At 73.4% G+C, this 12650-nt stretch carries 7 protein-coding genes; 4 read left to right on the plus strand and 3 right to left on the minus strand.

The window, feature by feature from the left end:
- The first annotated feature begins 66 nt into the window (after positions 1–66).
- A complete protein-coding gene (locus ABR738_RS21990; RefSeq protein WP_350231691.1) occupies positions 67–3258 on the plus strand; it encodes an AfsR/SARP family transcriptional regulator in 3192 nt (1063 codons plus the stop codon).
- 68 nt (positions 3259–3326) lie between these two features.
- Here ABR738_RS21990 and ABR738_RS21995 read toward each other — a convergent pair whose 3' ends face one another.
- Together ABR738_RS21995 and ABR738_RS22000 are read right to left on the minus strand one after the other, a co-directional pair.
- Positions 3327–5381, minus strand: a complete 2055-nt coding sequence (locus tag ABR738_RS21995) for a sigma-70 family RNA polymerase sigma factor (protein ID WP_350231692.1) — start codon at positions 5379–5381, stop codon at positions 3327–3329.
- Between the two features lie 211 nt (positions 5382–5592).
- The gene (locus tag ABR738_RS22000; protein ID WP_350231693.1) at positions 5593–6471 is read right to left on the minus strand and encodes a TetR/AcrR family transcriptional regulator; all 879 of its coding nucleotides are present in this window, start codon (positions 6469–6471) and stop codon (positions 5593–5595) included.
- Between the two features lie 339 nt (positions 6472–6810).
- Between ABR738_RS22000 and ABR738_RS22005 the strand changes: the two genes are divergently transcribed.
- Both ABR738_RS22005 and ABR738_RS22010 read left to right on the plus strand, forming a co-directional pair.
- Positions 6811–8169, plus strand: coding sequence for an NAD(P)/FAD-dependent oxidoreductase (locus ABR738_RS22005; RefSeq protein WP_350231694.1), 1359 nt, complete (start codon positions 6811–6813; stop codon positions 8167–8169).
- Positions 8170–8306: 137 nt separating this feature from the next.
- The gene (locus tag ABR738_RS22010) at positions 8307–9950 is read left to right on the plus strand and encodes an ATP-binding SpoIIE family protein phosphatase (protein ID WP_350231695.1); all 1644 of its coding nucleotides are present in this window, start codon (positions 8307–8309) and stop codon (positions 9948–9950) included.
- Between the two features lie 58 nt (positions 9951–10008).
- Here ABR738_RS22010 and ABR738_RS22015 read toward each other — a convergent pair whose 3' ends face one another.
- Positions 10009–11289 (minus strand): MFS transporter, encoded by a 1281-nt coding sequence (locus ABR738_RS22015; RefSeq protein WP_350234682.1) that lies wholly within the window; start codon positions 11287–11289, stop codon positions 10009–10011.
- A gap of 178 nt (positions 11290–11467) precedes the next feature.
- Here ABR738_RS22015 and ABR738_RS22020 point away from each other — a divergent pair, with 178 nt between their 5' ends.
- Complete coding sequence (locus ABR738_RS22020; protein WP_350231696.1) at positions 11468–12034, plus strand: MarR family winged helix-turn-helix transcriptional regulator; 567 nt, start codon at positions 11468–11470, stop codon at positions 12032–12034.
- Positions 12035–12650: the final 616 nt, after the last annotated feature.

Here is a 12650-nt window from a genome sequence, read left to right on the forward strand (position 1 = left end):
GGGTCCGCGCCGCCTCCCCCGAAGCGTGGGCGCGGCGCGCGCGGGCCGCCCCGCCATAATGAACCCGTGCGGTACCTGATCCTGGGCGCCACGGAGGCGCACGACGACACCGGCACCGCCATACCCCTGGGCGGGCCCCGTGTGCGTACGCTCCTGACCGCGCTCGCCCTGCGCCCCGGCCGCGCCGTTCCCGTACCGGCCCTCATCGACGACGTATGGGCCGACGACCCGCCCCAGGACGCGCCCGCCGCGCTCCAGGCCCTGGTCGGCCGGCTGCGCCGCGCGATCGGCAAGGAGGCCGTGGAGTCCGGCCCGGCCGGCTACCGCCTCGCCGCGCCGCCGGACGCCGTCGACCTGTACGCGTTCGAGGAGCGCGCCGCCCAGGGCGCGGCCCAGCTCGCCGCGGGCGACCCCGAAGCCGCCGCCACCACCCTGCGCGCCGCCCTCGCCCTGTGGCGCGGCCCCGCCCTCGCCGACCTGCCCGACCGCCACGCCGCAGTGCGTCCCGAGGCGCGGCGCCTGGTCGCGCTGCGCCACCGCATCGAGGCCGACCTGCGGCGCGGCGCCACCGACGGACTGCTGCCCGAACTCGCGGAACTGCTCGCCGCCCACCCCTACGACGAGACGCTGCACGCCCAGCTCATCCGGACGCTGCGCGCCCAGGGCCGCAGGGCCGACGCGCTCGCCGCCTACGACAAGGCCCGCCGTACCCTGGCCGATTCCCTCGGCGCCGACCCGGGGCCCGAACTGGCCGCGCTGCACGCCGAGTTGTTGCGCGAGGAGCCCGATCCGGCCGGGCCCGCCGAGGGCAACCTGCGTCCCCGGCTGACCTCGTTCGTGGGCCGCGAGCCCGAACTCGCGGCGATCCGGGCCGACTTGGCCTCCTCCCGCCTGGTCACCCTCACCGGCCCCGGCGGCACCGGCAAGACCCGCCTCGCGGAGCAGGCGGCGGCCGCGTCGGACACGCCGGCCTGGCTCGTGGAGCTCGCCCCGCTCGACGAACCCGATGCCGTGCCCGGCGCCGTGATCTCCGCGCTCGGCCTGCGCGAGACGGCCCTGCTCACGCGCGAGGGCCAGCCCGCCCACACCGACCCGACCGCCCGCCTGGTCGACGACCTCTCACAGTGGCCGGACACCCTGCTCGTCCTCGACAACTGCGAGCACGTCATCGGCGCCGCCGCCGAGCTCGCCGAAACCCTCCTCACCCGCTGCCCGGGGCTCCGCGTCCTGGCCACCAGCCGTGAACCGCTCGGCGTGCCCGGCGAGGCGGTCCGCCCGGTCGAGCCGCTGCCGCCGCTGCCGGCCCACCGCCTGTTCGCGGAGCGCGCCCGCACGGTGCGCCCCGACTTCGACCCCGGCGCCGACCCCGAAGCCGTCGCCGAGATCTGCCGCCGCCTCGACGGTCTGCCGCTCGCCATCGAACTGGCCGCCGCCCGCCTGCGGTTGCTGACCCCGCGCCAGATCGCCGACCGCCTCGACGACCGCTTCCGCCTCCTGACCAGCGGCAGCCGCACCGTCCTTCCGCGCCAGCAGACCCTGCGGGCCGTCGTGGACTGGTCCTGGGGCCTGCTCGACGACGCCGAACGCGACGTGCTGCGCCGCGCCTCCGTCTTCGCCGGCGGCTGGGACCTCACGGCCGCCCAAGCGGTGTGCGGCGCCACCGACGACCTCGCCGCCCTCGTCGAGAAGTCCCTGGTCATCGCGGTCCCCGCGGACGACGGCAGCGGCATGCGCTACCGCATGCTGGAGACCATCCACGAGTACGCAGTCGAGCGCGCCGCCGAGACCCCCGAGGTGCTGCGCGCGGCGGCCGACGCCCACACCGCGTACTACCGCGACCTGGTCCGCCGCGCCGAACCCCTCGTACGCTCCCACGAACAGCTCCCCTGGATCCGCCGCCTGGAGACCGAGCTCGACAACATCCGGGCCGTGCTGCGCCGCACCACGACCCCGCCCGGCGCCGACGAGGAAGCCGCCTGCGCGATCGCGCTCGACATGGGCTGGTTCTGGTGGCTGCGCAACTACCGCTCCGAGGGCGCCGCGTGGGCCGGGTCCGTGGCCTCCCTCTCGCCCGTCCCCGCCGACGAGTCCGACCCCCGGTACTGGTCCCGGCTCCACCTCGATCTGCTCCGCTTCTTCCTGCTCTCCGACACCGACCGCGACCAGGGGTTCGCCGACCCGGCGGTCAAGGACCGTCTCAACCGGATCCGGCGGGCGTTCGAGCCGGGAGGCCCCGAGGCGGCCCGCTTCCCCGGGCTGCTCTGGCCCTTCTCCTCCTTCAACACCGACCCGCCCGGCATGATGCGCGACTCCATCGACGCGGTCGTCGCCAACTGCCGCCGCCACGGCGACGACTGGGCGGTCGCGGTGGGCCTGATGTTCCGCACCCACATGGCCATCGACATGCCCGGCGGCTTCGACGGCGTCGACGACGACCTGGCCGAGCTGCGCGAACTGGGCCGCCGGGTCGGCGACCGCTGGATGCGCGCCCAGGTGGCGGGCGCCACCGCCGAGGCCGCGATGACCCGGGGCATGCCCGCGCTCGCCCGCTCCGCCTACGAGGAGGCGCTGCAACTCTCCCGCGAGGTCGGCGCCTACCAGGAGACCCCGTTCCTGACCGCCCGGGTCGGTGAACTGTGCTACCGCGAGGGCGACTTGGACGGCGCCGAGAAGGCCCTGTCGGAGGCGGCGACGGAGGCCCGGCGCTGCCGGACAGCCGAGGCCATGCCCTACGTCCACTCGCTGCTCGCCACCATCGCCCTCGACCGGGGCGACATCGAGGCGGCGCTCGCCCTGCGCGACCAGGCCATCGACTTCGCCACGACGGGCCCGCCGCACTCGCCCCCGCACTTCGTCGCGCTGCTCGACGCACTCGACGCCCGGGTCGCGGCCCTGGAGTCGGGCCCCCTCGCGGGTCTGCGGAGCATGACGCGGGCGCTGCGCAAGGCGGCGGACAGCCACTGCACCGAACTCGTCCTGGCCCATCTCGCCGAACGCGTGGCCCAGTTCCTCGGCGACCTCGGCGAACACGCCCGCGCGGTACGGGTCCTGGCGGCGGCCACCGCCTGGCGCGCCGGCATCCCGCGTTCCGTCCCGGAGACGGAGACCGCGGAGTCCATCACGGCACGGGCACTGCGCGCACTGACGCCCGAGGAGTACGAGGCCGCGCGCGCGGCCGGCACGGACCTGACCCCGGCCGCGATCCCGCCGCTGACCGACCCGCTGACCGGCGCCGAGCCGGCCGCCGGGCGGAGCTGAGCGCCTGCCGAGCCGGGTGCGGGGAGCTGAGCGCCCGCCGAGCTTGGGCGCCGGGAGCTAAGCGCCCGCTAGGCGCAGCTGATCTGCGACCGCGCCCAGTCGGCGAGCGCCGCCGAGCCGAACGGGCCCTCCGGCTCGACCACGAGCCGGATCGTCCCGCGCCCCGCGAGGTCGGCGTGCACCGGCACCGCCGGGTCCCCGCCCCGCAGGACGGGCGAGCGCCACAGCAGGGCCCCGTCGCCGTAGACCGAGAAGCGCACCACGCCGAGCCCCAGCGACAGATGGTCGAGGCCGGCGTACGCGTCGTAGGCGCGGCACTGGCGGTTGAGGTCGATGGTCACCGAGGAGCGGCCGTGCACGGTCACCCCGTGCGGATAGCGCCGGTCACCGATGCGCAGGCCGGAGCGCTGCCACAGCCAGCTCGAATCGGCGAGCCGTACCTCGGGCTTGGTGCCGTCGCCGAGGAGGCCGTACTGGAGGCGGTTGACCTGGTAGACGGCCGGGGCGGGCGGTGGCGGGGGAGGCATGGGCGCCGGCTCGGGCGGAGCGGGGGCGGGGGCGGGCGGTGGCGATGGCCGAGGCGGCGTGGGCCTGGGCCGGGCCGGTGGCGGCGGCGCGGGCCTGGCCACCGGCTTCTTCGGCGCGGGCCTCGGCGGCGGCGCGGGCGCGGGGGGCGGGGGCGGGGGCGGCTCGGGGGACGCAGGAGGCGGCTGCTTGGGCGGTACGACGGGGGCGACGGCGGGCGGTTTCGCGTCGGGCTTGGGCGGCGGTGAGTCGTTGCCGGCGAGCGCGAACACGACGCCGGCCGCCACCGCGAGGGCCACCGCCGCCGCGATCCCCGCCTTGGCGGGAGCGCCGAGCCCTTCCGACACGGCGGCGGTCCCGGCCGCGCCGCCGGACGAACCACCGCCCGTCGCGGCGGCCGCGGCGCCCGCGCCCGCCGCTCCGGCCGCACCGCCCGCCACGACCCCGGCCGCCTTGAGCGAGAACCCGGCGGCGAACCAGCCGATGACCGCGACCGGGAGCAGCGCGGGAATCCCGGCGTTGACGTCCTTGAGCTCCACGACGGCGACCCGGCACCTGGCGCACTCCTCCAAGTGCTTGCTGAGCCCGCGCTCGGCCCGCATCCGAAGCCCGCCCCGCGCGTACGCGCCGAGCCGGTCGGCGTACCGCGCGCAGTCCCCGCCTGAGGTCAGCGCGCTGGAGACGTGCGCCTGGAGGTAGGCCTGCTTGAGGCCTTCGCGCGCCCGGCTGGCCAGGACGGCGGTCGCGTTGGCGGTGAGCCCGAACAGCGGCGCGATCTCGCTCGGCGACTCCTCCTCGACGGTGGTGTGCCACAGCACGGCCTGCCACCGCTCGGGCAGCGAGCGGAACGCCCGCATGGCCAGTGTCTGTTCGGCCTCGTGCATGGCGCGCACATCGGCGCCGAGGTCGATGGTGTCGTCGTCGGACACCTCGGACGAACGCGCCGCCTCCTGCGCGAAGACCGCGAAGTCGTCGACCAGGTGCTCCCGCTTGGCGGTCCGTGTCCAGGACGCGGCGACCCGCCGCACGGTGGTCATCAGGTAGGCGCGCACGGCCTGTTCGGGACCGGCGCCGCCGCGCACCGCCTGAAGGGTCCGCGCGAAGACCTCCGCCGTCAGGTCGTCGGCGGTGTGCGCGTCCCGGCAGCAGCTGCGGGCATAGCGGCGCACCGCGCCCGAGTGGCGCCGGAACAGTTCCTCGTACGCGCTGTCGTCGCCGGTGCGCATCGCGTGGATCAGATCGGCGTCGGACTGCCCCGCCTCGGCGAGCTCCAGGGCCATGCCCTCGCGCAGCCCGCCCTCGCGCTGCGGCGGCACGCTGGTGCCGGGATCGCCGATGCCGTCCATGGGTCCCCAGGGCCCGGGCAGCACGGTGCCGCCGCTCAGGCCCCGCGCCTCCGACGCGTCGGAGGCGGAATCCGCGCCGACCTGGCCGGGAACGGCCATCGGCCCGCCGAACGCACCGCTTCCGGGGCCGCTCAGGGGGCCGCCCTGATTCGGCACCTGGCGGGGCGGACGCGCCCCGTCGGACCCGCCGGGGCCGCCGGATTCCGGGCCGCCGTCGCCCGAGCGCGACTCGTCCCGCTCTTCAACGCCCATCGCGGAAGCTCCCGTAAGCACGCTCAGACCCGACCACCGGGCAAGCGTGCCACAGAGCGCAAGCGGAGCCGAGCCTCAAGCCCGGCAACCACTCATCCGGGGAGACTTACCGCACCCGAGCACTAGCCGTCACCCTTTAGGGGAAGCCTGGAAGATCCGCCGTCGGCGCCCGGCGGCACGCAACTACCGCGATCCGAGCGGCGTTTGACCCTCAGGCCGGACGGGAGCGAAGCCCTTCGAGCAGGATGTCCAACAGCCGCGCCGAAGCGGCGGCCTGCTGAGTGGCATCCGGCAACGACGGCGCCGCCGTGGCTATCACCAGGAGCACGTCCGCGACGGTCACATCGCGGCGCAGCGCACCCGCCGCCCTGGCCCGGTCGACCAACTGCCCGACAACCGCGAGAAGTTCGGCCGTGCCGGTGCCGGTGCCGGTGCCGGTGCCCGTGCCGTCCAGCTCCTGCTGGGGAGCCGACCGCTGCTCGATCACCCGTCCCCAGCCGGGACCCCGTTCGGCCGCGCCGACCTGACGCTGCTGCGGCACCCGCGCCTCGTCGAGCCCGTCCCGCACGCTTTCGGAGCGCATCCCCTCGGAGCGTGCGCCTTCCGGACGTACGCCCTCGGCCTCCCCGGCCACGCCGGCCCCCGCGCCCTCCTCGGCGTCCACACCCACCCGCAGCACCTGCGGCGGAAGCAGCCGTCCCGCCCCCGATGCCACCGATGTGCGCAGGAAACGGGAGAGCGCGGACCAGGGCTCGTCCTCCTGACCGAGCGCCGTACGCGCCTGGTCGGTCAGCCGCGAAGTCTCCTCCTCGGCTATCCGGCGCACCAGGACGTCCTTGCTCGGGAACCTCCGGTAGACGGTGCCCACGCCCACTCTGGCCCGACGCGCCACGTCCTCCATCGGCGCCCCGTAACCGAGCTCGCCGAACACCTCGCGCGCCGCGCGCAGTACATGCTCAAGATTGCGCTGGGCGTCCACCCGCAGCGGCGCGGAACGCGCACCCCCGACACCCATGTCCGTGCTCACTCGGCCGTTTCCGTCGGATGCCGCGACGACGGCGGTCTGCCAATGAGAGTCCTGCATGTGCATTGATCCCCCGGTATTAATGTCTCCCCCCGGAGACTCCCCGCCCTGACAGCCGGGGACGGGTCCCTCACCCGGCACCCCGACGGGATACGAACATAGTTGAGCCGGAGTCAATTCAGAAGAGGTTCCTCCGCGCGGCGTGGCCCCCGATCGGACCAAGGACCGAAACCTGACCGAATCGGACCCCGGCCCACACGTGTCACCCACTGGCTGACCTGCGACTTTGCCATCAAGGGGCACGGAAGGGGCCGACCGCCTCAGGACCGCCCTCCAGTCACACAATTTGTCAGGCCTGTGGACAAAGCCCGGAGCCCGTTGCGTCATGGGGAGGTGACAGAACCTGTGCGCATTCTCGTGATCGGCGGCGGATACGTCGGGATGTACACGGCGCTGCGTCTGCAACGGCGGCTCAAGTCCGAGCTGCGCGAGGGCACGGCCGAGATCACCGTGGTGTCCCCCGACCCGTACATGACGTACCAGCCGTTCCTGCCCGAAGCGGCGGCCGGAAGCATCTCGCCGCGCCACGTGGTCGTCCCGCTGCGCCGGGTCCTGGACAAGTGCCGGATCGTCATCGGCGAGGCCGACCGCGTCGACCACGCCGGGCGCACCGCCACCGTCACCACCCTCGCGTCGCCCGAGGACGGCACCGGCGCCCTTTGCCTGTCCTACGACGAGCTCGTCATCGCACCCGGCTCGGTCTCGCGCACCCTGCCCGTCCCCGGCCTCGCCGACCACGCCATCGGCTTCAAGACCGTCGAAGAGGCCATCGGCCTGCGCAACCACGTCATCGAGCAGATGGACATCGCCTCCTCGACCCGCGACCCGGCCGTCCGCGACGCCGCCCTCACCTTCGTCTTCGTCGGCGGCGGCTACGCGGGCGTCGAAGCGCTCGCCGAGCTGGAGGACATGGCCCGCTACACGGCGCGGTACTACCACAACATCAAGCCCCAGGATTTGAAGTGGATCCTCGTCGAGGCAAGCGACCGGATCCTGCCGGAAGTGGGCGAGGAGATGGGCACGTACGCGATCCGCGAGCTGCGCGCCCGCAACATCGATGTACGCCTGGAAACCCGGCTCGACAGCTGTGAGAACCGCGTCGCCGTCCTCAGTGACGGCGCCCGCTTCCCCACCCGCACCGTCGTGTGGACCGCCGGCGTCAAACCCGCCCCGCTGCTCGCCGCCACCGATCTGCCGCTGACCGGACGCGGGCGGCTGCGCTGCACCGCCGAGCTGCGCGTCGAGGGCGTCCAGCACGCCTGGGCGGCCGGCGACGCGGCCGCCGTCCCCGACCTGAGCGCCGAGCACAAGGACGCGGAGTGCGCGCCCAACGCGCAGCACGCCGTGCGCCAGGCCAAGGTGCTCGCCGAGAACGTCGCGGCGTCCGTGCGGGGCCAGGACGTCAAGCGCTACCGGCACAAGAACGCCGGCTCGGTCGCCTCACTCGGCCTGCACCAGGGCGTCGCCCACGTCTACGGCCGCAAGCTCAAGGGCTACCCGGCCTGGTTCATGCACCGCGCCTATCACCTGAGCCGCGTCCCCACCTTCAACCGCAAGGCCCGCGTGCTCGCCGAATGGACGCTCGCCGGGCTCTTCAAGCGCGAGATCGTCTCGCTCGGCTCACTGGAACACCCCCGCGCCGAGTTCGAGATCGCCGCCGGTGGCGGGCCGCCCGCCAAGGGGCCCGCCCCCCACGACAACTGACGGTTGTCAGTGCCGTCCGTCACACTGGGCGTGTGACCATAGGTGGGCCCATACCTGCACAGAGTGATCCCGCGACCCATGACCGCACCAGCACCGGCAGCACCGCACCCGCAGCAACACACGAGGCTTGGAACACCGTGAACTTCACGCGCTGGAGCGCCCGGCTCCCCGGTACGCAACGCCGCGCCGCAGCACGGACCGACCGCTCCGACCGGGGCTCCGTGCCCGCGGCCCGCGGCGCGTCCGGGCCGCGACCGGAGCCCTGGCCGGACGATGTGACCGAGCCCCCCTCCCTCGACGACCTCTCGGTGCGCGACATCCTGGGCCAGCTCCCCGCCCTGGTGGCGCTGGTGACCGGGCCCGAACACCGCGTCGCGTACGTCAACGACGCGTACGTGGCGGCCTTCGGCGCGCGCCCGCTCGGCGCGCCCGCCGCCAAGGTCTCGCCCGAACTGGCCGAGCTCGGCCTGCTCCCGCTGATGGACCAGGTGCTGCGCAGCGGCACGTCCCGCACCGTGAAGTCCCGCAGGATCCAGGGCGCCGGCTCCTACACGGTGACGTGCAGCCCGGTGGAGGTCCCCGGCCAGGCGGAGGGCGGGGTGCTCGTCTTCGCCGCCGACGTCACCGACCACGCGGAGGCCACCGAAAGGCTGCGCGCGAGCGAGCGCCGCCACCGCGAAACGGCCGTCACCCTCCAGCGCTCCCTGCTCCCGCAGGAACTGGAACAACCCGACGACCTGCGCGTCGCCGCCACCTACCAGCCCGGCGGCACCGACGCGGCGGTCGGCGGCGACTGGTACGACGTGATCACCCTGGGCGCCGGCCGCACCGCGCTCGTCATCGGCGACGTGATGGGCCGGGGCGTGCGCGCCGCCGCCGTCATGGGCCAACTCCGCACCGCCGTAAGGGCGTACGCCCGCCTCGACCTGCCCCCGCACGAGGTGCTTCAGCTCCTGGACGGCCTGGCCGCCGAGATCGACGCCAGCCAGATCGCCACCTGCGTCTACGCGGTGCACGACCCCAACGAGGGCCGCCTGGTGTACGCGTCGGCGGGCCACCTGCCCATCCTCGTACGCCATGAGGACGGCACCGTCCACCAGGCCGGCGACCCCACGGGCCCGCCGCTCGGCACCGGCGGCTGGCTGCACACATCGGGCGCCATCGACCTGCCGCCCGGCGCCACCGCCGTCCTCTATACGGACGGCCTGGTGGAGCGCCGCAGGGAGGACATCGACGAGGGCGTGGCCGCGCTCGCGCGGGCGCTGTCCGGCGCGGTCGGCACCCCGCAAGTGGTGTGCGGCCGGCTGCTGCGCTCGCTCGGCGTGACCGCCGAACACGACGACGACGTGGCGGTCCTGGTCTGCCAGCATCCCGCCCGCACCGGCCCGTCCGCCGAGCTCTTCCACAACGCGGCGCTCGATCTGCTCGGCGGCATCGAAGCGGCCCCGCGCGCCCGGGCCTTCGCCTCCGGCGTCCTCGCCTCCTGGCGCTTCCCGATGGAACTGCGCGACCTCGGCGTCCTGGCCGCGAGCGAGCTGGTCGCCAACTCGCTCCAGCACGGCACCCCGCCGATGCGCCTGCGGCTGCGGCGCACCGACCGCCGCCTGATCATCGAGGTGACCGACGGGGACGAACATCTGCCGCGCCGCCGCCGCGCCGACCCCGGGGACGAAGCAGGACGAGGCATCTCGATCGTCGCGACGATCGCCTCGTCCTGGGGTTCGCGCCGCACACCGGGCGGCGGCAAGGCGGTGTGGTGCGAGTTCGCGCTGCCGCACTAGCGCGGGCCGCGTGCCCGAGGGGAGCACCCTCTCGGGCACGTCCTCGCGCGCCGGGCGCTCACGCGTGGGCGGACGCCTGCTCGGGCAGGTGCACCGCGACCACGCGCGTCCTGGCCGCGAGCATCGGGTGGTCCTGCGCGAGCGTCAGCTTCTTGCCGAGGCGGAGCGCGAGGACGGTGATCCCGAGCGAGAACAGGACGAACGTCACGATGTACGGGCCGTGCAGCGCGGCCCCCATGGGCCCGCCCACAGCCGGCCCGACCGCCAGCGCGAGCTGCTTGACCAGGGCGAACGCCGAGTTGTACTGCCCGACCATCGACTCGGGGGCCAGATCGGCCACCAGCGGCGCCACGGTCGGCGACAGCATCGCCTCACCGAGCCCGAACAGCGCGTACGTCGAGACGAACGCGGCCGTCGCCATCGCCTGGCTGCCGTGCCCGAGGCCGGCGTATCCGGCCACGATCCACGCCACGGCCCACAGCAGGCCGACGGACGCGATGACACTGCTGCGCCGGCGGCGCTCCACGAACTTCAGCACCAGGAACTGGGCGGCCACGATGACGGCCGTGTTGGCGGCGAGCGCGATGCCGAGCGTGGCGGGCTTGATCCCGGCGGCCTCGGTGCCGTACGCGGCGAGCCCCGACTCGAACTGCCCGTAACAGGCGAAGAACAGCACGAACCCGAGCACGCACAGCTGCACCATCGCGCGGTGGCCGAGGAGCGCCCGGATTCCGCCGCCGACGCCATGCTCACCCTTGGGACGTGCGTCCGAGAGCGCCACCGGGCGCGGCATCCTGGCGGACCCCGCGACAGCGGCCAGCACCAGGAACATCACCGCTTCGACGGAGAACAGCAGGGTGAAGCTGGAGGGGCGGTTCTCGTCGACGATCTGGCCGCCGATGAGCCCGCCGATGCCGAGGCCGAGGTTCTGGAGGAAGAACTGGAGGGCGAAGGCGCGGGTGCGGGTAGCGGGCCCGGAGCACCAGACGATCATCGTCGCGAGCGCAGGCTGCATGACGGCGGTGCCGGCGCCCAGCAGCGCGGCGGACGCCACGGCGGCGGGCACGCTGGAGGCGAAGCCCATGCTCAGCGCGCCGGCAGCGGCCAGCAGCGCGGCGCCGACCAGCACCGGAAGCGGCCCCCGCCGGTCGATGACGCGTCCGGTGAACGGCAGCACGAGCAGCGCGGCCATGGCGAAGACGGCGAGCACGACACCAGCCGTGGTCGCACCCAGATCCCGCACCTGGGCCACGTACACATAGAGGTACGGAACGGTGAACCCGAGCCCGAACGCGCTCAGCGCGTTGCCCGCCTGGATCCGGCGCATCGCAGCACCCATCGCCTTGGTCACACTCACCACCTTGAGTCCTGGAAGTTCGAGGCCCCGAGCAGGGCACGGAGCCGGAGGGCTCGAACGTGAAGGGCTCAGGGCTGAAGACTTCAACACTAAAATTAGATCCTTAACAATACACACTCAAGGACTTAGATGCCAACGGATGCCGTGCCATACTCGCGCCATGGCTGAGACCACGGAGCCCAGCGAGCCCGACGGCCCCCAGGAGCCGACCCTCGACGAACAGATCGCCGCCTACCAGCGGGAGTACCGCGACCTCGACCCCCAGGTGGAGAAGGTCGTCTCGGCCCTCGGCCGCCTGAACCGCCGGATGAACGTGGCGTACGGCCGCCAGGTCGCGGCACTCGGCATCAGCAACGCCGAGTGGGAGGTCCTGAAGACCCTGCTCCTTGCGGGCGAGCCCTACCGGCTGGGCCCCGGCGAACTCGCCAAGCGCCTCGGCCTCACCCCGGCCGCCATGACGCACCGCATCGACCGCATGGCCGGCGAGGGCCTGGTCACGCGGGACCGCGACGAGAACAACCGGGTGCGCGTCATCGTCGAGCTGACCGACGAGGGACGTACGAAGTGGCTCGAGGCAATGCGGATGGCCAGCGACTTCGAGGAAGACCTCCTCCAGGATCTCTCCCCGCAGGAGCGCGGAGTCCTCGGCGAGCTGCTGATCCGCCTGCTGCGCCGGGTGGAGCACGCCCAGCCGGACGCGGGCGGCCGCCTCACGGACCTGGACTGAGCAGTACCTGGACTGAGCGGCACGGTTGAAAAACCAGTGGACAGGAGCCAGGGCCGGGGTTGACACGCCCCCGCCCGGTCCGTAAGGTTCTTCGAGTTGTGCGGAGCCCACGTGGTTCTGCGCCAACCATCCGCCGCAGGTTCTGCGGCCACCCAACTCAGCACGATCTCCCGACCGGGAATGTTTTCGGCATGCCGATTTCATTTCGATCGGGTCCGGAAACCCCGATTACGGGTTGCCGGGAAAGTCCGCTAGAGTTCGGGAGTCGGAACGGCCCAACAGCCGGGAAGACAAGCCGACTTGGCCCCGGGAGACCGGGAATCGGGCCCGAAAGGATCTGATAGAGTCGGAGCCGCCGGAAAGGGAAACCCGCGAGGGAGGACCTGAAAGGCACCGAGGAAATCGGACACGAAAGAGTCTGATAGAGTCGGAAACACGAAATACCGAAGGGAAGCGCCCGGAGGAAAGCCCGAGAGGGTGAGTACAAAGGAAGCGTCCGTTCCTTGAGAACTCAACAGCGTGCCAAAAGTCAACGCCAGATTGACAACCCCGTCTCCACTTCGGTGGGACGAGGTTCCTTTGAAAAGTCCTGTCGGCCCATGTGGTCGTCAGGCGA

It is taken from the genome of Streptomyces sp. Edi4 (assembly GCF_040253615.1).
Lineage (GTDB): Bacteria > Actinomycetota > Actinomycetes > Streptomycetales > Streptomycetaceae > Streptomyces.